Below are 20,437 nucleotides of genomic sequence, written 5' to 3' on the forward strand. Positions count from 1 at the left end.
AAGTCAGTCGAACCGTCACCCTCACGGCCATGCGGCCCTTGCTTCCCTCTGCTACGTGCCGAAGCACGACCACAAAACAACTCGCGGGCCCGCATGCCCAGCTGGCGTAGCGCACCCACTGCATCGGCCCGCCAAAACCCGGCCTCGTCCTTCCCGACCCAAACCGCATAGCTCATGGCGATGGAAGCGGCTTACGTCACGATCGTTTGATCGAGTGGGTCTTGAAAGGAAAGAACCTGGAGGCAATTCTTGAGTTAGTTGGAGTATGATAATGCGAAAATCAGACTGGCAAATAGAATAGAGCGAGAGAGGGGCAAATGGGGGACCCGATAACGGCCGGGGCATATGCCGACACGTCCAATGACACAAACTGGTCATCTGTCGATGACGCTTGTCCGGCGGAAGAGGGTGGCCCTATCGCCAGAACCGGCTTCAGTTATCAGGACGAGGTCGCTGTCGGCTTTCTGATTGATATGCTGTGCGATCCCTCGCTGGTGAAAATCCACTGCGAATCGCACGATGACATTCTGCTCCTGCGATCGGGCGAAGCAGGACGCATCGCTGAATTCGTGCAGGTGAAAGGCGGTGAAGCAGACAAGCTCTGGTCAGTCGCGGACCTGTGCTATCGCAAGTCAGGCGCCGTCGGCAGCTCGATTTTCGAAGTTTCACTTTCCCGCGACCAACATCGAGAGCTATCGCGCTTTCGTATCGTCACGCACCGGCCAGCTGTAACTGCGCTTGATGTGTTGACGTTTCCTCTCGATGCACCGGGACGTGAATCGAACGGGGCGAAGTTTCTCGAACTGTTCACGGGCATCGACGGGTACTGCCCGGCATTTCAATCCGCGAAGGGAAACGATGCGAAATACTGGATCGAAAACTGCCTGTGGGATGTTCGCGCCGACAAGTCAAATATCGAGCGTGCGAACCTGCTGGCGTTGATAAAACTTTCAGCCCAGCAGAAGCTCGACCTGCTTCAAGAGCATGTCGAACTCCTGTTGGGTGAATTGCGCGTATGGGTCAAGCGTGCGGGCGAAGCCCGATGGTACCCCAGTCGCGACGACAAGATCATTACGCGCGATGCCATATCTACATGGTGGAAGGAACGCACGACCGAGATCCGGCGGGGCGCAGCATTACAAGGGGGTGGCAAGCTTGCTGACAAGCTGCGGGAGATTGGTGCAGGCGAAGAGATTATTGCGCTGGCAGTAGAAATGCGCCGCGACTATGCAGCGGCGACGCGCAATCCGCGCTATATGGCCGATGATCATGGTGAATGGCTCCAGCAGCGCGTCAAGTCGGAGATGATGTCGTTGCGCACGCGGTATAGCGCGGGGCAACTTGATATCGATGGAATCTCGTTTCTTATGATGTGCCTGGACCGGCTCGACGAGATGAATGGGAATCGCCCCATCGGTTCGGAGGATCGGGCCGCCTATCTCAAGGGGTGCATGTATGACATCACTGACCGTTGCTTACATCGCTTCGCGAGGCCGCGCAAATGAGATCGCTGGATCGGCTCGGCACCCGGCCCGCCAGTCTGCCGCTGGTGGCTGATGATGTCGTCGAATTTCATGCCGCTCGCCTGCTGCTGCTTTTAAAGCTGTGCGGTACGGCAGGACGGATCGACGGTCTCACCAAGATGGCAAAGCTTGATTTCTTCGTCCGGTATCCTGAGTTCTTTGATATGGCGTGCCAGCAGACGGGCACGACGTCCCGGGTTGGCGATGCCGTCGAGTCGGCAATGGTCCGGCACCACTACGGGCCGTGGGACAAGCGGTACTACCATGTACTGGCCCATCTGGAAGCGAGGAATTTAATAGCTGTGACGAAAGAAAAGAATTCGTTCCGGATTGCATTGACAGATCTTGGACATGATCGGTCGGCACGCCTGGCCCAACTCGCGTCATTTGCGCCCATTGCGGATCGTATGCGCGAGGTAAAGAAGGCCTTTGGTGGCAAAAGCGGATCGTCCCTGAAGAACATGATCTACAAAATATTTGATCGGGAAGTCGGGCAGCGTCGCCTCGGGGAGGTAATCGAATCGTGAGTCAATCCTTCCTTTCGATCGGGCGCCTGACAAGGACACTTTTCAACGGACAAACCGAAGCCTTGACGTTTCTGCCTGGCGTCAACGTGCTAGTCGGTTCACCCAATACCGGAAAGACAAAGTGGCTCCAGACGCTTGATCACCTGCTGGGCGATCCGACTTCAATCGACGCCACTTTTGACGAGCAACTGCTTGCGAAATACGACAGCGCGACCGTAGAACTGCTAGTTGGCGACGAATGCCTGTACGTTGAGCGGCGCTGGAAAGAGGCTGGTGGCAAGACAAAAATCTTCGTCAACAAGGAGGCGATGCCAGCGCGGGAATTCCAGCATCTTTTGCTTGGCAAACTCGGCATCCCGTTGCTGCATTTCCCGAAGGGCAACCCGTTGTCCGGTCAGACCTGGCCAGAGCTCAGTTTCCGCATGCTGTTGCGGCACATCTATCGGCAGCAACGTTTCTGGAGTGGCATTGCCGACATGCAGCCAGAGGCGGAGCAGCACGCCTGTCTGCTGCAGTTTCTTGGTCTGGCTGAGAACATCTACACCGAGGAGTACGGGGAGCTGGTAAAAATGCGGCTCGCGGCTGAGCGTCTTGCCGCGAGGCGCGAGCAGTACGGATCGACACTCAACGAGCTGGCTGGCGACCTGTTGGCAGAAGGCGGTGATGAGGTACTCGTGACGGCCGATACAGTGGAACGAGCGGAAAAGCAGCTGGAACACGACCTTGATGAGATTCGGCGCAAGCGAATCCTGACACTTTCCGACGGCCGGGACAGAGCCGTGCCGGTGCAGGAGCGAGGGCGCGTCGAGGAACTGAGCGAAAGGCGTGCTCTGCTTATCGCTGAGCGAGAGGACGCATTCAAGCAGGCCAGGGCAACGCAGGAACGCCTCGACGAAATGCGGCGCTACCGGACTGATCTGAGCGATGAACTCGCGCGGTTGAGTCGGGCGGAGGACGCCGGCGCCGTGTTGGCCGATCTGAAGATCACGCATTGTCCCGCATGCGATCAGCCGGTTGCGCCAGCAAAGGTTGAAGATGATGCTCACTGTCATCTTTGCCATCAGACGCTGCCGATAGATCCGGTCATAGAAGGGCTGGGCGCTACCCGTTTGCGCTTCGAGGGCGACCGGCTCAATGGTGAGCTTGCCGAAGCCGACGCCTTGCTGGATGTGCTGGAACGGGAGGCGCAAAGGCTTGTACGCCAGCTTTCGGCGATTGATGAGCAGCTTGGAATGCTGGAAAACGAGCTTGCACCGGCACGGCAAGCGGTCGCAGCGTTTGTCAGCCAGGAAATCAGCGCCATCGATATGACGATGGGCGAGCTCAGTGAACGCCAGAGGCAGGTAAGGCGATTGAAGGGGGCGCTCGAGCTGGGTGATCAACTGACGGAACAGATTGAGAAACTCGAGAAGCAGATAGCCCCGCTCCAGATCAAGGTTGACGAGAAGATGGCCGCGACGGATTTCGGCGCCGCGGAGGAGGAGCTGGCAACCGGTATGCGTTTCTATCTTCAGGAACTCAATCGGCTGAAGCCGGGAGTGTGGAGGCACAGTGAGGTCGACGTGAACCTGTCGAGAACGGGCTTTAACATCAAGATCGGTTCGCGGCGCTGGAACTCAACACTGGGTGGCACAGACACGCTCTATTTCCTGATGGCGTATCACTTCGGCTTACTGTGGTTGAGTGACAAGGGTCACGGACATTATCCGGGCCTATCGATTATCGACCTGCCCGGAGACTTTCTGGGTGAGTCGATCGAGGACAAGGAAAATTTTATCGTTCAGCCTTTCATCGATCTTCTGGCAAAGGAATCGTTTTCTGGCGCGCAGCTGATTATCACGGGGGCCTCCTTTCAGGGGCTGGGCGGGGCAAACCGTACGAAGCTCAACAAGGCCTTCCTGAGCTAAAGGGCAGAAGCTGAAGCGATCTGTCGGCCGACGCAAGCGCGGTTTGACGAACGCGTCGTTCGTCCACAACGTCAGATGCATCCAGCCGATCCTGTTCGTCACGATCTGACATGCGAACAGGAAGATCGACATATCCACGAGCGCAGCACACCCGACGAACACGTCGCTGGGATCACGCGACAAATAGCGCTCGCGGTCTTTTGCGCGCTGGCTCGCGCGACCGACCGGAATTCTTTAGACGGGAACAACGTTGCACCGCCCAGGCGGACCACTATAGTGACAGGAAGAGAATAACTAAGGACTAAGCCACCTCAGTCGGCGACCCGTATGTTCAGATTTCCACCGCATTGACCGATATCGAGGAGTGGGGGATCGCGCTGACCTCGTCCAATGTGGCCGGCGAGGGCGCAAGCCAGTGCATGCAGTTTCGGACAGCTTGGGTCAGCGCGCCGGTGTTCGACTATCCGATCGCTGGCGCTGTGCCGCTTGGCCTCTACCAAGGTCACGAGCTGTATGTCCGCCACGGGTTCTAATCTACGCCGGCTATCGCGTTGAGCCTCCCGAGCAGGAGTGCGCGACATAGCGTCCGGGTTGCAGCACCCGGACGCGCGGCGGACTCAGCGGAAATGAATCTCCGCGAAGCATGATTTTCCGCGCCCATGGCGCCCCTCGGACAATCATGTCCAAAGTTCAGGCGGGCGTTGCTATGGCAACACTTCATCGTGTTACATTTATTGCCGAACAAGAAAGGCCGGCGGCTGGCTGTGCGCCATACCGATTGAGTCGGAGCGTGCGCCCCGAGGGGTGCTGCTGAGGCGGGTTCGGACGCGGAACAGTGCGCCCGCGGAAGCCGAGAACATAAAAACATGGGGCTGAGCATGTCCAATGAGAGAATCGGATCGACATGGAAGAAGTGGGATCTCCACGTCCACACTCCTGCATCAATCGTCAACAACTACCCTGGAAAGCTAGAGGAGGCGTGGGAAGCCTTTTTCTCGGATCTCGAAGCGCTCCCGCCTGATTTTAAGGTTATCGGCATCAACGATTACCTGTTCGTCGACGGCTATGAGCGAGTGCTCAAAGCAAAGCGTGAAGGCGGCCGTCTGAAAAATCTGGATTTGATCCTGCCTGTTGTTGAGCTCCGGCTCGACAAATTCGGCGGCGTGGTCAAGGAGGGAAAAGGTGGTTTCACTCAATCAGGGTGGAGCCGTATCAATCTGCATGTGATTTTCGATCAAGTCGAGCCAGCGCTGATCCGAGAGCAGTTTCTGAGCGCGATCAGCCCCGACTACAAGCTCATTGCGGGTGCCGAAGCTGCCGGAGGGACGTGGGGCGGGGTGATCACCCCCGAGAATCTTACCGCATTGGGTCAGGCGATCATTGATTCGGTTCCCGCCGACAAACGGGATGCTTTTGGTTCACCACTGAAAGAGGGGTTCAACAATCTCAACGTGGGTTTTGAGCGCGTGAAATTGGCCCTGTCCAAACCACTTTTGGCCGATCGCCATCTTCTCGCCATCGGCAAGACCGAATGGGAGAACCTCAAGTGGGACGACCATACGATCGCTGAGAAGAAGAGCGTCATCAACGAGGCCGATCTTGTATTCACGGCCGCGGAGAATCCCGAGGCGTATTTGAAAGGGCGGAATAAGCTGCGAGAGTCAGGGGTAAACGCCGCCCTGTTGGACTGCTCCGACGCTCACCACCTACGCAACACCGAACACAAGGATAGGATCGGCAATTGCTTCACTTGGATCAAGGCGGATGCCACTTTCTCTGGTCTTGCTCAGGCGATATACGAGTTCGATGATAGGGTTTATGTAGGTGACGTCCCGCCCAAGAGGCAGTTGGTCGAAAGAAATCGGACGAAATACGCTTCGGCCATCCGCATTGGCAAGAAGCCGGGCTCGACCCTAACCGACACATGGTTCGATGTCGATCTGCCGTTGAACGCCGATTTAGTGGCCATCATCGGCAACAAGGGAAGCGGAAAGAGCGCGCTTTCTGACATCATTGCGCTTGTCGGCGACACTAAGAACCATGGCGGTTTTTCTTTTCTCAACGACAACAGGTTTCGCAACCCAAAAGGGCGTTTGGCGCAGCACTTCGTCGGAACCCTCGTTTGGCAGGATGGGAACCAATCCAAGCGGGATCTTGATGAGGATCCCCAGGCGAGCAGCGTGGAGCGCGTGAAGTATCTGCCGCAAAGCTACCTTGAAACCCTTTGCAACGAGCTCGGAGGGGGCGGGTCATCGACATTCGACACTGAACTGCGAAAGATTATCTACTCCCACGTCCCCGAAGAGGATCAGCTTGGCAAAGCATCGATGGACGAGTTGCTCGACTTCAAGGTGGCGGAAATCAACGCGGCGAGGCAAAGCGTTCTTAATGAAATTTCCAAAATTAATGCCGAAATTCTTCTGACGCAGAAACGACTAACTCAGGAATTCAAGGTTGGACTGGAGGAGCAACTCGCCACCAAGAAGGCCGAGCTCGTGGCGTTGGAGGGGGCCAAGCCGGCGGAGATTGAAGATCCCGGCGCTTCCGCCACGGCACAGGTGGAATCACAGCAGGCGGCGGCGTTGATTCAAACGCTTGAACAGCAAGCGCAAGAGATCAGCAAGGAAGAGGCGACGCTTCGCGAGCGCAAGAGTCTGGCGGCGAAGAAGCAAGCGGTGTCAAAGCGAATTGTTCAAGCGCTCTCAAACCACCGCAAGACGCACGAGCTGTTCGTGGCGGAGTTGCAGGCGCTGCTCAACGAGCTGGACTCGGGGGTTAAGGTGGAGGATCTGGTCGAGCTCCGGATTGAATCCGCGCCGATCGACAATATCGCCACGGCGGTTGGCAATGAAATTCTCGACATTGACGCCCAGCTTCAGAGCGCCGAACCCGGCAGCCTGATGAAGCGCAGGGAAGGCGTCGAGACTGCGATCGCGGCGACCAAGGGCAAACTGGATGAGAAGCAGCGGTTGTTCATCCGTTATAAGGAGGCGCTAGCCGAGTGGGAAGGAGCCAAGGTCGATCTCGTTGGCAGCAAGGACAAGGTCAACAGCATCGCTTGGTTCGAGGCGGAGCTGGAAGGGCTGAACGCGCTGCCCAATAGACTAGCGGGGCTGCGCGCCAACCGAATCGAACTAACCAAGAAGATCCACGAGCATATCGTCGCGACCGGCGACGAATACAAGCGCCTCTATGAACCCGTTCAAGCTTTTGTGAAATCGGCAGAAAAGATGGACATGTCTCTGCCGCTAGACTTCGAGGTCAGGATCGAGGAGTCTCGATTCCAAGAACATTTTCTTGGGCGCCTCAACCGCCAGTCGCGGGGCTCTTTCTCAGGGGTCGATGACAGCAATGAGCTCATGCGCGTCTTGTTGAGGGAGGCGAGCTTCGTCACTGCTGACGATGCGGTTGTGTTCGCCGAAAAAATTGATGACATGCTTCGCTATGACCGACGAGACCAACAAGGGCGCGAAACACGGTTGGCGGATCAGTTGCGCCGGGGAGTCGAAGCGCAAGAACTCCTAGACTATCTATATGGACTCGCCTACCTTTCTCCGCGCTATTCGCTAACCTACGACAATCAGGAGATTGGGCAACTCTCTCCCGGCGAAAGAGGGCTGCTGCTGTTGGTTTTCTACTTGCTGGTTGACAAGGATGACATTCCCATCGTCATCGACCAACCCGAAGAGAACTTGGACAATCAGACCATCTATCGGATTCTGGTGAAGTGCATTAAGGCGGCCAAGGAACGTCGGCAGGTGATCATGGTCACCCACAACCCCAATCTAGCGGTAGTGTGCGACGCGGAGCAGATCATCTACGCACAGTGCAACAAAGCGGAGAGTCGCTTTACATACGACTCTGGCGGCATTGAGAACCCAACGATCCGTGCCAAGGTGGTTCAGATTCTCGAAGGGACCGAGCCAGCCTTCAAGAATCGCCGCGTTAAATATGGCCTTTGAGGAGCCGCACTCCATGCCCCGATCCGCAAAGCAAAAACAGGGCTTTGGCTACCTCTTCGAGGAGGACTATCTCGTCAGGACGCTGGGCCGCATTGCCCGCGACCCCGAGGTAGCGCTAACAGAGCTTGTCGCCAATGCGTGGGATGCCGGGGCCTCGCAAGTGGACACCGCTATCCCGCTGGCCAAAGACGCGAACTTGGTTGTGAGGGACAACGGCCACGGGCTGACGCCGGCACAGTTCAAAGCGCGTTGGATGACGCTTGGATACGATCGCGTGAAGAACCAGGGCGAAGATGTTGAGTTCGCGCCAGAACGCAAGGATCTAAGACGCAGGGCTTATGGCCGCAACGGGGCGGGGCGTCACGGACTGCTTTGCTTCGGGGATTTGTATTCGGTGGAGACGTGGCGCGGGGGAAGGGCTGCACGTTCGAGATCGGAACGCAGAGCAGGAAAAAACCATTCCGTATCGAGAGTGAAGCGTCTTTCATCCGGCAGGGCAGTCGCACCATCTTGTCCGTCTCAGTGGCTAGGCACCTCCCGGACCCCGATGCTGTCCGACAGATCCTTTCGGCGAGGTTTCTGCACGACCCGCAGTTTGTCGTGCGGGTCAACGGACAGTCGGTGTCGTTGGCTGTGCGACGTCGTTGGCCGCTGCGGTTTGAATGCCCATCCACGGTACGCTCACCTCCTGCTACCACACCTTCGGGCGTCGTACCAATTTCTTATGTCGTCGTTTTCACGCGTTGGTTCTCGACAGCAGCTCGTGAACGTATAACATTGACCCTTCGACGAAAACCTTCTTGCTGATCAGGTCGCATACCCGTCTTGAGCACATCGAGGTAGTCGGCATACCACTGAATCATTGCTCGACGTTGTAGCAGATACCTGGCGTGGTTGTAGTCGCCGGCAGTGCCTTCCTCAAGATGGGATAGCTGCATTTCAACGTGGTCCTTCTGCCAGCCGTGCTCACGAAGCAGGGTGCTTGCGGTGTGACGGGCACCGTGGCCAACCATGCGCCCCTTGTAGCCGATCCTGGAGAACACGAGGTTGATGGTGTTTTCGCTGATGACCTCGTGCTTTGTGCCGATACCGGGGAAAAGGTACCTGTGACGGCCAGTCAGCTTCTTGAGCTCCCTGAGCGCCTTGACCAGTTGGGTTGGAAGGGGCGTGACATGGCTGCGCCTCATCTTCATCTTGTCTGCGGAGATCGTCCACAGCGCGCCGTCGAGATCGACTTCGGTCCATTCGGCGTACCGGACCATGCCTGGACGGCTCGCCGTCCAGATCGTCATCCAAGCAGCGACGTAGGCGATGAGGCGGCTCGTTGATTTATCGAGCGCGCGCAGGAAGTCGGGCAGTTCCGGTTCGAGGAGATGAGGATAGGGTTTTGCCTTCGGCGCTGCTTTCGCAATGACCCTGAGTTCTGAAGCCGGATTGAATTCGCAATTGCCGCGCGCGATGGCCTGACTGAAGATTTCGCGCAACCAGCCGCGGGCCTTCTTCGAGACGTTGAGGGCGTCACGCTTTTCGAAGCGTTCCTGAACGCGGGCGCAGTCTGCGCGCGTGATGTTCACCAGCTTGCTCGAACCGAGCTCGGGCAGGATGTCCTTGTCGAGGTACGTCCGGATCTTGTCCAGCGTCGAAGCGGACCGACCCGCATCCTGTTTGCTCCTGTACCAGAGTTCAGCAGCGGCCCTGAACGTGCCGTCGTCGCTGGCGTCCGCCCGCTGCCGGTCTATCCGTCGTTTCGCGCGCGGATCGGCGCCGTCGGCGACGAGCGTCCGGTATGCCGCTGCCTGCTGCCTCGCTTTCTGAAGCGTGACGTCGGGGTAGCGTCCCAGCGAGATACGCGGTTGCTTGCCGTGCAGGCGATAGCGGAAATGCCAGAACTTGTTGCCCTCCGGCGTGACCCAGAGGACCAGACCGTCGCCATCGGCGACACCGTAGGGCTTTGGCCGGGGCCGGGCTGCTTCGACTTCGCGGACGGTAAGAGGCATGGTGAGTACATTGCGTGATCTCGAACTTTCAATGTACTCAAAAACGCACTCATCTGCACATGGCTTGCCGTGTTCCTGCTTGGACGGCAATAAACAAAAAACCCCGCAAATTCAATGATTTACGGGGTCTTCTGGACTTCTCTGTACTGCGCTATACAGCCTTATGGTGCCCAGGAGAGGACTCGAACCTCCACGGTGTTGCCACCGCTAGGACCTGAACCTAGTGCGTCTACCAATTCCGCCACCTGGGCACGTCTTCAAGCTAGACCGCTATTTTAGCGTGGTGATTTAGCGTGTCAATCCCCACCTGCAAACTAACTCCGCTTCAATCAACCGCCCGGATATCGCTCGCAGTAAAGCGATCCTTCACCACTCGACAACCGTCCTGCCAACAACTCAATCCACCCAATAATCCGCGCTGTTAAACAACGGCGTATCACCAGGCTTCACACAAAAAGTAAAGCCGCTCGTAAGCGGCTTTACTTTTGAATCTGGTGCCCAAGAGAGGACTCGAACCTCCACAGTGTTGCCACCGCTAGGACCTGAACCTAGTGCGTCTACCAATTTCGCCACCTGGGCAGGTGATGAACAGCAAAGAACGCCATTATAGCGACAGATTAGAGACTGTCAAGCGTTTCTCAAAACTCACTTAAACATCGTCGTGGCGAGCTTGCGCACGTCCGCGGGCAACCGCCCGGCAACTATTGACAGGGCCGCTTGGCGCGCAAGACGGGTGTTAGAATGCCTCGCAGTAGTTCGTTGGCACGGTGCACACGCCCGTCGGACTCAGCCTTGAACGAGCCGGACCCGAGCAGTTTTTTTTCTGTGCATTTGCAGGTGCAATTCAAGCGCAGCTGAAGCGCAACCGGAGCGCACTGTAATCGCTTCCCAAGCCGAGCCACATCGCGATCGACGTCCATGCAACGAGAAAAAATCATCGACAAGCCCTTGAGCAAATTTCCGTACCCGATTCCAAGCCGCGAGGAAATCCTCGGCGTCCTGCGCACGAGTGAAGCGCCGCTTGCCGCGAACGACATCGCCGAAGCCCTGTCGATCAAGCGCCAGGAGCGCGAAGGATTTTTCAAGCGCCTCGGCGCGATGGAGCGCGACGGCCAGATCCGGCTCGATCAGCGCAATCTCTATCAGCTGACTCATCCGTCGAACTTCGTCGCGGGCCGTGTGCAAGGCCATCGCGACGGCTACGGTTTTCTGATTCGCGACGACGGCCAGGACGATCTGTTCCTGCCCACCGCCGAAATGCAGAAGGTCATGCACAACGACCGTGTGCTCGCGCGCATTGTCGGCTATGACCGGCGCGGCCGTCCGGAAGGGCATATCGTCGAGGTCACGGATCGCGCCAACAAGCGCGTGATCGGCCGCCTGCTCAACGAGAACGGCGCGCTGATCGTCGCGCCCGAAGACAAGCGCATCGGCCATGACATTCTGATCCAGCAGAACACCAAGAAGGCCAAGGTCGGCCAGGTGGTGGTGGTCGAACTGACCGATTTCCCGAGCCGGCATTCGCAGCCGCTTGGCCGCGTGGTGGAAGTGCTCGGCGATATCGACGACCCCGGCATGGAAATCGAAATCGCGGTGCGCAAGTACGGCGTGCCGCACGAGTTCAGCCAGGCCGCGCTCGACGAAGCCGCGCGCCTGCCCGACGAAGTGCGTCCGGTCGACGCGCGTCATCGCATCGATCTGCGCGACGTGCCGCTCGTCACGATCGACGGCGAAGACGCCCGCGACTTCGACGACGCCGTGTACTGCGAGCCGGTTCAGGTCGGCCGTGGCGAGGGCTTCCGCCTGATCGTCGCGATCGCGGACGTCTCCCACTACGTGCACCCGAAGAGTGGGCTCGACGCCGACGCGATCGAGCGCAGCACCTCGGTGTATTTCCCGCGCCGCGTGATTCCCATGCTGCCGGAGAAACTGTCGAACGGCTTGTGCTCGCTGAACCCGCACGTCGACCGTTGCGTGCTGGTGTGCGACATGATCGTCACCGCGCGCGGCGAAGTGAAGGCCTATCAGTTCTATCCCGGCGTGATGCACTCGGCCGCGCGTCTGACCTACACGGAAGTCGCCGCGGTCCTGAAGAACACCAAGGGTCCGGAGGCCACGCGCCGCGCCGCCCTGCTGCCGCAACTGCAGAATCTGTACGGCGTCTATAAATCGCTGTTCGCCGCGCGCCAGAAACGCGGTGCGATCGACTTCGATACGACCGAGACGTATATCGTCTGCAATGCGCAGGGCAAGATCGAACAGATCATTCCGCGCACCCGCAACGACGCGCACAAGCTGATCGAGGAATGCATGCTGGCCGCGAACGTCTGCGCGGCCGACTTCCTCAAGCGCAACAAGCATCCGGGGCTGTTCCGCGTGCACGCCGGACCGACTGCGGAAAAGCTCGAAAATCTGCGCACGTTCCTGCGCGGCATGGGCCTCACGCTCGCCGGCGGCGACAAACCGCACGCGAGCGACTACGCCGCATTGATGGCGCAGATCCGCGAACGGCCCGACGCGCAGATGCTGCAAACCATGCTGCTGCGCTCCATGCAGCAGGCGGTCTATAGTCCGGACAACATCGGCCACTTCGGTCTCGCGTACGAGGCTTATGCGCACTTCACGAGCCCGATTCGCCGTTATCCCGATCTGCTCACGCACCGCGCGATCTACGCGATCCTGCAGGGCCGCAAGTATCAGCCCGAGCCGCCGCAAGGCGTCGAGTTGAACACGGCGCTCTCGCCGCGCGCTCGCGCCATGCAGCAAGCCGACGACGAAAAACGCGGCCGCGTGCGCGGCAACAACGTGGCCATCTGGGAAGAGCTCGGCCTGCATTGCTCGGCCAATGAACGCCGCGCCGACGAAGCCTCGCGCGACGTCGAAGCCTGGCTGAAGTGCTACTTCATGCGCGACAAGCTCGGCGAAGAGTACGGCGGCATGGTGAACGGCGTGACATCGTTCGGCATCTTCGTGCAGCTCGATTCGCTCTTTATCGAAGGCCTCGTGCACGTCACGGAACTCGGCTCGGACTACTTCCAGTACGACGAGATCAAGAACGAGTTGCGCGGCGAGCGCACCGGGATCCGTTATCGCCTGTCGGACCGCGTGCGCGTGCAGGTGAGCCGCGTGGATCTGGATGCACGCAAGATCGACTTCCGGCTCGTGCGCGACACGCCGATCAAGCCGCCTCTGGTGCGTGGGCCGTCGGCCGACAAGTCATCCGGTGAAAACGGTGGCGCACGCGTGCGTGCGTTGCCGCCGGCGGATGGTGGCGCGGCAGCGCCGGGCGCGCGCCGCAAGAAGGCCGCGCCCGCGCAAACCGCGGCGGTCAAGGAAGCACGCGCGGCGCGCGGCGCGGCGAAGAAGCACGGCGCCGCGACCAAATCGGCACAGAAGCCGCAGGCACGCAAGAAGCGCTGAAGCGGCCTGCTTGCTCAAACCGCGCGCATCGGGCACATAGCAACGTGCCGGTTGCGCGCGGTCTGCGTTTCATCGCCGTCAGGCATTCGAACACAGCAGCCGCGGCACCTGAGTAAAAGCACGCAGGTTCGTATTCATCACAGTAGCGCGCGTCGAACGCGCGCTCAATCAAAGGTTGCATCAGTCATGGCACGTCTCAAGGTTTTATACGGTTTCCACGCAGTGACCGCACGTATGCGGCATGACGCGTCGACGGTTGAAGAGGTCTATTACGACGCGACGCGCAAAGACCGTCGCATGACCGAATTTCTGCACGCGGCGAAAGAAGCCGGCGTACGTCTGATCGCCGCCGACGAAACGCGTCTCTGGGGCCTCGCGCATACCGAGCGTCACCAGGGCGTGGTGGCGCGCGCGGGCGACATGCCGCTCGCGCAGAACCTGGCCGAACTGCTCGACGGCATCAACGGTTCGCCGCTGATTCTGGTGCTCGACGGCGTGACCGATCCGCACAATCTCGGCGCCTGCTTGCGCGTCGCCGACGCCGCCGGTGCGCACGCGGTGATCGCGCCACGCGACCGCGCGGTGGGCTTGAACGCGACGGCCGCGAAGGTGGCGAGCGGCGCGGCCGACACCGTGCCGTACATCACCGTGACGAATCTGGCGCGCGCGCTGCGCGAGTTGAAGGACGCCGGGGTGTGGGTCGTCGGCACGGCCGGCGAGGCCACCAAGAGCCTCTACGACACGGAGCTGGACGGTCCGGTCGCACTGGTGATGGGCGCCGAAGGCGAGGGCATGCGCCGCCTCACGCGCGACACCTGCGATGTGGTCATGCAGATTCCGATGGCGGGCACGGTGGAAAGCCTGAACGTGTCCGTGGCGAGCGGCGTGTGTCTGTTCGAAGCGGTGCGCCAACGGGCGGTGAAGAAGTAATCCCGACACCACCCGCGCTAGTCTGCCGCTCCGGTAAACTAGCGCTTTTTACTGCTCGCCTGCCTTTTCCATGACTCAAGACGAACTCAAGCAACTGGTCGGCCAGGCCGCCGCCGACTACGTGACCGCCACCGTGCCCGAAGGCGCGGTGATCGGCGTAGGCACCGGCTCCACCGCGAACTGTTTCATCGACGCGCTGGCCGCCAACAAGGCGCGCTACCGCGGCGCGGTGTCGAGTTCCCTCGCTACCACCGCGCGCCTGCAAGCGCACGGCATCAAGGTGTTCGACCTCAACGAAATCGATTCGCTGCCGGTGTACGTGGACGGCGCCGACGAGATCGACCACAGCGGCGCGATGATCAAGGGCGGCGGCGGCGCGCTGACGCGTGAGAAGATCGTCGCGTCGGTGTCGGACGTGTTCGTGTGCATCGCCGACGCCAGCAAGCTGGTGGAGACGCTCGGCAATTTCCCGCTGCCGATCGAAGTGGTGCCGATGGCCCGTACGGCGATCGGCCGCCGCGTCACGGCGCTCGGCGGCGTGCCCGTGGTGCGCGTCACGAAGGAAGGCGCGCCGTTCATTACCGACAACGGCAACGAAATCATCGACGTCAAGGGTTTGCGTATCAGCGACCCGCGCACGCTGGAAATGCATGTCAACGCATGGCCGGGCGTGGTGACCGTGGGGCTGTTCGCCGGACGTGGCGCCAATCTGTGCCTGCTCGGCACGGACACCGGCGTCGAGACGATCGAGTACAGCAAGGGCTGAACCACGCTGACCGAACATCGCGCGCGGGCCTGGATCGACCGGCTCGCGCCTGAATGCATGACTCGCATCTACATCACTAGCGTATGCGGCTGCTGACTGCCCGCCGCATCCGCTGTCTATATCACCTCACTGAAAATTCCATTCGCGCATCGCCCAGCGCTTGTCCCGCAAGACGTTGTGCCGACGCCATGACATCCCCCAGTTTGTAGGGAATGAACGAGTGCCCAAGCGTCGATCGCCGGGCGCATTTGAAGGCGAAGTCATGGGATCCGCAGATTCGCAATAGGCGAACGGCGATGCCTATTATTCGCGAGCTGTCGCGCGTCGAATGTGGGCACGCGCACGCACAGCAAACGTCGCGCCACATACACTCGTTGCTAGGCACAAAAGGCGTCAATTAAAAAACGAGGGGATCATGAAAGTGGCCATCGTGCACGACTGGCTGGTCGCGCCGGGCGGCGCGGAGAAGGCGCTCGAGCAGATCATCGAATGCTTTCCCGACGCCGATCTATTCAGTCTCGTCGACTTCCTCGCAGACCGTAAGCCGCTACGCGGCAAGCCGGTGACGACTTCATTCATTCAACGACTGCCGTTCGCGCGACGCCACTATCGAGCTTATTTGCCCTTAATGACGCACGCCGTCGAACGCCTCGATCTGTCCGTCTACGATCTGATTATTACGAGTTCTCCTGCGCTCGCCAGGAGCGTGCCGGTCAGACCGGATCAGAGGCTTGTCAGTTTTGTGCATTCGTCGATGCGCTTCGCGTGGGATCTGCAACATCAGTCCCTACGCGAAGCGCATCTAATGCATGGGCCGAAGTCGTGGGCGGCGCGCATCTTACTTCACTATCTGCGCGGCCGGGAATCGCAACGGGCGAACGGCATCGACCGTTTGATCGCGGACTCGCATTTCGTTGCACGTCGTCTGATGAAAACCTGCCGTCTTGATGCGGCCGTGATTGCGCCGCCCGTCGACGTGCACCAATTCGAGCTGTGCGCGCGCAAGGAAGATTTCTATCTGACTGCTTCGCGGATGGTGCCGTACAAGCGCATCGATCTGATCGTCGAAACTTTCAATGCCACACCCCACCGTCGGCTGGTCGTGATCGGCGATGGTCCGGAGATGGCGTCGATTCGTGCCAAGGCCGGTCCCAATGTGACGATCCTCGGCGATCAGCCCTTCGAGGTGCTGAAGGACCATCTGCAACGCGCGCGAGCTTTCGTGTGCGCCGCCGAGGAAGACTTCGGCATCGTCGCGCTCGAAGCGCAGGCATGCGGCACGCCGGTCATCGCATTCGGCAAGGGCGGCGCGCTCGAAACCGTGGTGCCGATCGGCGAGGCGCATCCAACCGGCGTGTATTTCGAGCGCCAGACGGTGGTGTCGATGCTCGACGCGATCGATCGTTTCGAGCGGCAGCGCGACCAGATCACGCCGGCGGCATGTCGCGCGAACGCTGAACGCTTTTCGCCGGCGGCATTCCGGCGCGCGTTCATGGCCGAGGTCACGCGGACGATCGCAGCGGCGAGCCGGCGCAGAACAGCAGTTGGGGCCGCTGACGTGGTCGAAGGTAACCACGTCAGCGGTCTTTGCATGTTGACGGGACGACGCTAGGCAGTAAGCGGGTGTCTCATTATTCGCATCTTGCGAACTTCGCAAGATGCGAATAAAATGCTTTCGTCGTACTGCGGTAAGCAGCAAAATAGCCGTTCGGACTATGCCATCCGGCCGGCTATCGGTGTCGATCCGTCCCGTTTAGCCTTGCAGGTAGAGCGCGCACATTCAGCGCGCGAACACGTGCGAGGAAATCCGATGCGGGTCATTTCAAAGAAAGCGTTGCTGGACTTCATAAAGAGACATCCGGGGGCGCGCAGTGCGCTATTGACGTGGTACTCACTGGCGCAGGCGTGCCTCGCGTATGGCTATAACGACCTGAAGCAGACGTTCGCCGGAGTGGACTACGTACCGCCTCAATGCACGGTTTTCGACGTGGGCGGCAACCGGTTCCGGATCGTTGCGGCGATTCACTACAACAGGCAGTCGTTATTCGTTCGTCATGTACTGACGCACGCGGAATACGACCTTTGGACGAGGAAGAATCTAAACTCATGAATGCCGATCGCCTTCCGGGAGCTTTTCCCGACATCGCTCAAACGTGGGCCGCGCTGCAAACGCAGTTGCCGATCACGCCCATTCGCAACGAGCAGGATTACCAGACCATGGTGCGGCTCGCCAACTCGCTCGCTGATCATCTGAACGGCAACGAAGAGGATCCGCTCTCGGATCTGTTCGCGATCGTGACCGACCTGATCGAAAGCTGGGAAGCGCACAACGTGACGATTCCAAAAGCGGAGCCACGCGAGGTATTGCGGCATCTGCTGGAAACGCACGGACTGAAGCAGAAGGACCTGATAGGTATCGCCTCACCCACGGTGGTGAGCGATATTCTCGCGGGCCGCCGCGCCATCAGCAAGAAGGTGGCCAAGGCGCTGGCCGTGCGTTTTCATACCGACGTCAGCGCGTTTCTGTAAAAGGCGCGCAGCGCCGGCCCGGCGCCGCGCGGTACGCGGTGCTGGCCGGCAAGCTTCCCGTTGCTCACCTCGTCCATCCGACACCGAGCTGGCGGCATGTTTCAGGCCGTCGTCTTCGGTGCTTGCCGTATTGATGTCGCTGCTTTTTGCCGCGAGAAATCGGCTTCCAGCCGCGTGTTGCAGGTCGAGACGGATTGGGGCAATCAGAAAGCGTTACGGCCGACAAAGCCCTTGAAGATCGTGATGAACACGATCTTCATGTCGAACCAGAACGACCAGTTGTGAATGTAGAAGAGATCGAACTTGACGCGCGCTTCCATCTTTTCCACTTTGGTGGTGGCACCGCGATAGCCGTTGACCTGCGCCCAGCCGGTGATACCTGGCTTGATCCGGTAGCGGTGCATGTAGCCGTACACCTGATCCTTGTAGAGGTCGTCGTGTTCCACTGCATGCGGACGCGGGCCGACCACGGACATCTGCCCGAGCAGCACGTTGAGAAACTGCGGCAGTTCGTCCAGACTGGTGCGGCGCATGAAGCCGCCGAGCTTCGTGACGCGCGCGTCGTTGCGCGAGGCCTGGGTGAGCTGGCCCTGCGCTTCATGATGCACGGTCATCGAGCGGAACTTGTAGATCGCGAACGGCTGGCCGTCCACGCCCTTGCGCGTCTGACGAAAGAACACCGGTCCCGGCGAGCCGAACTTGATGCCGATCGCAAGTATCGCGAAGAGCGGGGCGAGCGCGAGCAGCGCGGCCGCCGCGAACACGCGGTCGAAGATCAGCTTGGGCCACATCTGCGGCGATGAGAACGGCGTCGCGCTGAGATTAAGCGTCGGTAAACCGACGACGTCGACCAGCGCGTGATTGAAAAGCGAGAGGCTGCGTACATCAGGAATGAAGCGCAGATTCACGAAGTCATGCCGGAACATGCGCGTGAACCGGTAAATCGTATGTTCTTCTGACAGCGGCAACGCAAGCCACACTTCGTTCACGTGATCTTCACGCACCTTGGCGGCGAAGGCGTTCAGATCGGTCAGGACCGGCAGGCGGTTCAGACGCGCGCCGTACGTCTGAACCGTTTCCAAACCGGTGTGGCAGCTCGTGTCGAGCATGCAGACCGGTTTGAAGCCGGCTTGCGGCGCGTGTTCGAGATGGGCGAGCAGTGTACGCGCGAAACCCGGTGCGCCGACGATCGCGACGGTGCGGGAATTCATCCCGCGACGCCGCACCACGCGCAGCACCGCATGCACGAGGCACTTCGTAACGATGATCAGTGCGCCGGAAATCAGCGTCGAGTAACCGAACCACAAGCGCGACACCGCATCCATGCGATGCAGCGTGAACGCCAGCACGAGCGCGGTGAAGACCACCACCATCCACGCGGCCGCCACTCTCGCCAGCATCGAGGGCAGCGGTTTGCCGCGCCAGGTTTCATACACCCCGAAGCCGGGGAACAGCAACAGCAGGAGGACGCAGTTAAAGGCAATCAGAAGCCGTTCGGTGTCCGACAGCGGGATCGGCGTCGAGAACCGCATCCTGTGAGCGAGCAGCCCTCCCGCAATCACGAAGAGTACGTCGAGGAATCGCGCAGTATTCCTGAACATATTTGACTCTATACATTAGTCAGACGAACCAGAACTTTACTCGACGGTCTCAGCCTGACGCAGACGCGGCAGAAGGCGGTCGAATTCGCGCTTGACGAGACCGTAGCATTCGCACGCGCGTGCTTCGAGTCCTTTACGGTCGAGCACCTTGATGTGGCCGCGGCTGTGATGGATCAGGCCTTCGTCGTGCAACTTGCCGGCCGCTTCGGTAATGCCTTCGCGGCGCACGCCCAGCATGTCGGCGATCAGCTGCTGGGTCACGGTCAGATCGTTCGATGCCACACGGTCCACTTCGATCAGCAGCCACCGGCACAGTTGCTTGTTGAGCGCGTGATGGCGGTTGCAGGCAGCCGTCTGCGCGACTTGCGTGAGCAGGGCGTGCATGTACAGCAGCATCAGGCGGCGCAGGAAGTCAGAGCGGGCGAATTGCTGCTTGAGTGCCTGTGCGCTCATGCGGTAAGCGAAGCCGGCGCATTGCACCTGCACGCGGTTCGGCATGGTCTCGCCGCCCGTGAGCACCGGCACGCCGGTCATGCCTTCGCGGCCGACCGCGGCGATTTCGACCGAGCTGCCGTCTTCCATTGTCGAGAGCATCGAGATGATGGCGGTGGTCGGGAAGTACACGTGATGAATCCGCTGACCGGAGTCGCACAGCAATTGCTCGGTGCGCAGATGAACCAGTTCGAGATGGGGAGCCAGCGCCTGCCATTCATGGGACGGCAATGCGCCGAGCAAATGGTTACCGTGCAAATCGGATTGAAGTGTCAACATGATCGGTCCTCGCGTGAAAGTCGCGCTCCGCGTGACTTTCTGTTTTTGATCCGATGCCCGCATCCCTTATGAACAGCGTGCTGCCTGGCTAGCAGCGCGGGATGAACAGGATCGGCCCCGTATTGGCCTTTGTCGTGCCGCCGCCGTTGTTGTGAATCTCTCCGCGGTGACGCGGTGTTGCGCTCTTCTATTAGCGAGGAGCGTGCCAGCGGGAGGCAAACCGAGGACTGGTGCGGGGTAACGCACTAAGGCTTAGCGCCGCGCGAAGGCAAACGGAGCTTTTTGTTTCATATCTGCACAACGTCCTTGCCGCCAGCGAGCGCTCCGCAGGCGCTGCCTGTTTTCCGCAAGTCCTTGATGGAATTGGGTTGGCGGGTTTTGTGAGGGGCTGGACGGCTCCTGTCTCAGCGCTGAATCGGCCCGTCGGTGTACGTTCTCACGCGGCGTCCGGGATGTGCCGGAATTGATTCAGATGTGTTCAACAGGCTTGGTACGGTGCCGCAC

General features: G+C 59.8%; 15 protein-coding genes and 2 tRNA genes. 12 read left to right on the top strand and 5 right to left on the bottom strand.

The features are described from left to right. Window positions 1–317: 317 nt before the first annotated feature. The 6 genes from B0G71_RS08440 to B0G71_RS42630 all read left to right on the top strand — a co-directional run bounded on the left by B0G71_RS08440 (window position 318) and on the right by B0G71_RS42630 (window position 8,694). Window positions 318–1,505 (top strand): dsDNA nuclease domain-containing protein, encoded by a 1,188-nt coding sequence (locus tag B0G71_RS08440; protein WP_116140997.1) that lies wholly within the window; start codon window positions 318–320, stop codon window positions 1,503–1,505. Beyond that, window positions 1,502–2,050: a hypothetical protein gene (locus tag B0G71_RS08445; protein WP_116140999.1), complete on the top strand. Its 549-nt coding sequence runs from the start codon at window positions 1,502–1,504 to the stop codon at window positions 2,048–2,050. Before B0G71_RS08440 ends, B0G71_RS08445 begins: the two co-directional genes overlap by 4 nt. Next, window positions 2,047–3,957, top strand: a complete 1,911-nt coding sequence (locus B0G71_RS08450; protein ID WP_116141001.1) for a hypothetical protein — start codon at window positions 2,047–2,049, stop codon at window positions 3,955–3,957. Before B0G71_RS08445 ends, B0G71_RS08450 begins: the two co-directional genes overlap by 4 nt. A gap of 347 nt (window positions 3,958–4,304) precedes the next feature. Further along, window positions 4,305–4,490, top strand: coding sequence for a hypothetical protein (locus tag B0G71_RS08455; protein ID WP_116141003.1), 186 nt, complete (start codon window positions 4,305–4,307; stop codon window positions 4,488–4,490). 345 nt (window positions 4,491–4,835) lie between these two features. Beyond that, entirely contained in the window at window positions 4,836–7,919 is a 3,084-nt protein-coding gene (locus tag B0G71_RS08460; protein WP_116148409.1) for a TrlF family AAA-like ATPase, read from the top strand. Between the two features lie 13 nt (window positions 7,920–7,932). Beyond that, window positions 7,933–8,694 carry an ATP-binding protein gene (locus tag B0G71_RS42630; protein WP_181916740.1) on the top strand — a complete coding sequence of 254 codons (762 nt, stop codon included), beginning with the start codon at window positions 7,933–7,935 and terminating at the stop codon, window positions 8,692–8,694. On the opposite strand, the gene B0G71_RS08470 is transcribed toward B0G71_RS42630, so the two are convergent. From B0G71_RS08470 to B0G71_RS08480, 3 genes are all read right to left on the bottom strand, one after another. Continuing rightward, window positions 8,642–9,916, bottom strand: a complete 1,275-nt coding sequence (locus B0G71_RS08470; RefSeq protein ID WP_116141006.1) for an integrase arm-type DNA-binding domain-containing protein — start codon at window positions 9,914–9,916, stop codon at window positions 8,642–8,644. The two genes, B0G71_RS42630 and B0G71_RS08470, sit on opposite strands and share 53 nt — an antisense overlap. Before the next feature lie 164 nt (window positions 9,917–10,080). Then, window positions 10,081–10,167: transfer RNA gene (locus B0G71_RS08475), tRNA-Leu, on the bottom strand. 241 nt (window positions 10,168–10,408) lie between these two features. Beyond that, window positions 10,409–10,495 (bottom strand) — tRNA-Leu (locus B0G71_RS08480). Window positions 10,496–10,834: 339 nt separating this feature from the next. Between B0G71_RS08480 and rnr the strand changes: the two genes are divergently transcribed. The 6 genes from rnr to B0G71_RS08510 all read left to right on the top strand — a co-directional run bounded on the left by rnr (window position 10,835) and on the right by B0G71_RS08510 (window position 17,561). Beyond that, window positions 10,835–13,336 (top strand): ribonuclease R, encoded by a 2,502-nt coding sequence (rnr, locus tag B0G71_RS08485; RefSeq protein ID WP_116141008.1) that lies wholly within the window; start codon window positions 10,835–10,837, stop codon window positions 13,334–13,336. A 186-nt stretch (window positions 13,337–13,522) separates the two neighbouring features. Continuing rightward, the gene (gene rlmB, locus B0G71_RS08490; protein ID WP_106283641.1) at window positions 13,523–14,266 is read left to right on the top strand and encodes a 23S rRNA (guanosine(2251)-2'-O)-methyltransferase RlmB; all 744 of its coding nucleotides are present in this window, start codon (window positions 13,523–13,525) and stop codon (window positions 14,264–14,266) included. A 70-nt stretch (window positions 14,267–14,336) separates the two neighbouring features. Further along, a complete protein-coding gene (gene rpiA / locus B0G71_RS08495) occupies window positions 14,337–15,032 on the top strand; it encodes a ribose-5-phosphate isomerase RpiA (RefSeq protein ID WP_106283640.1) in 696 nt (231 codons plus the stop codon). 415 nt (window positions 15,033–15,447) lie between these two features. Then, window positions 15,448–16,644 carry a glycosyltransferase gene (locus B0G71_RS08500; RefSeq protein ID WP_116141010.1) on the top strand — a complete coding sequence of 399 codons (1,197 nt, stop codon included), beginning with the start codon at window positions 15,448–15,450 and terminating at the stop codon, window positions 16,642–16,644. A 57-nt stretch (window positions 16,645–16,701) separates the two neighbouring features. Further along, window positions 16,702–17,142 (top strand): type II toxin-antitoxin system HigB family toxin, encoded by a 441-nt coding sequence (locus tag B0G71_RS08505; protein WP_258875540.1) that lies wholly within the window; start codon window positions 16,702–16,704, stop codon window positions 17,140–17,142. Further along, window positions 17,139–17,561, top strand: a complete 423-nt coding sequence (locus B0G71_RS08510; RefSeq protein ID WP_106283637.1) for a type II toxin-antitoxin system HigA family antitoxin — start codon at window positions 17,139–17,141, stop codon at window positions 17,559–17,561. The genes B0G71_RS08505 and B0G71_RS08510 overlap by 4 nt, the downstream gene beginning before the upstream one ends. Before the next feature lie 203 nt (window positions 17,562–17,764). Here the strand turns inward: B0G71_RS08510 and B0G71_RS08515 are convergent, their stop codons facing one another. Then, a complete protein-coding gene (locus tag B0G71_RS08515; protein ID WP_116141014.1) occupies window positions 17,765–19,162 on the bottom strand; it encodes an undecaprenyl-phosphate glucose phosphotransferase in 1,398 nt (465 codons plus the stop codon). A 36-nt stretch (window positions 19,163–19,198) separates the two neighbouring features. After that, complete coding sequence (locus tag B0G71_RS08520; protein WP_006048767.1) at window positions 19,199–19,933, bottom strand: Crp/Fnr family transcriptional regulator; 735 nt, start codon at window positions 19,931–19,933, stop codon at window positions 19,199–19,201. Window positions 19,934–20,437: the final 504 nt, after the last annotated feature.

This window comes from Paraburkholderia sp. BL27I4N3 (genome assembly GCF_003386115.1).
GTDB lineage: Bacteria > Pseudomonadota > Gammaproteobacteria > Burkholderiales > Burkholderiaceae > Paraburkholderia.

Coding starts and splice junctions, on each gene's coding strand:
- B0G71_RS08505 (WP_258875540.1), top strand. CDS start 16,702: ATGCTTTCGTCGTACTGCGGTAAGCAGCAAAATAGCCGTTCGGACTAT.
- B0G71_RS08440 (WP_116140997.1), top strand. CDS start 318: ATGGGGGACCCGATAACGGCCGGGGCATATGCCGACACGTCCAATGAC.
- B0G71_RS08445 (WP_116140999.1), top strand. CDS start 1,502: ATGAGATCGCTGGATCGGCTCGGCACCCGGCCCGCCAGTCTGCCGCTG.
- B0G71_RS08460 (WP_116148409.1), top strand. CDS start 4,836: ATGTCCAATGAGAGAATCGGATCGACATGGAAGAAGTGGGATCTCCAC.
- rlmB (WP_106283641.1), top strand. CDS start 13,523: ATGGCACGTCTCAAGGTTTTATACGGTTTCCACGCAGTGACCGCACGT.
- B0G71_RS42630 (WP_181916740.1), top strand. CDS start 7,933: ATGCCCCGATCCGCAAAGCAAAAACAGGGCTTTGGCTACCTCTTCGAG.
- B0G71_RS08520 (WP_006048767.1), bottom strand. CDS start 19,933: ATGTTGACACTTCAATCCGATTTGCACGGTAACCATTTGCTCGGCGCA.
- rpiA (WP_106283640.1), top strand. CDS start 14,337: ATGACTCAAGACGAACTCAAGCAACTGGTCGGCCAGGCCGCCGCCGAC.
- B0G71_RS08510 (WP_106283637.1), top strand. CDS start 17,139: ATGAATGCCGATCGCCTTCCGGGAGCTTTTCCCGACATCGCTCAAACG.
- B0G71_RS08500 (WP_116141010.1), top strand. CDS start 15,448: ATGAAAGTGGCCATCGTGCACGACTGGCTGGTCGCGCCGGGCGGCGCG.
- B0G71_RS08470 (WP_116141006.1), bottom strand. CDS start 9,916: ATGCCTCTTACCGTCCGCGAAGTCGAAGCAGCCCGGCCCCGGCCAAAG.
- rnr (WP_116141008.1), top strand. CDS start 10,835: ATGCAACGAGAAAAAATCATCGACAAGCCCTTGAGCAAATTTCCGTAC.
- B0G71_RS08515 (WP_116141014.1), bottom strand. CDS start 19,162: ATGTTCAGGAATACTGCGCGATTCCTCGACGTACTCTTCGTGATTGCG.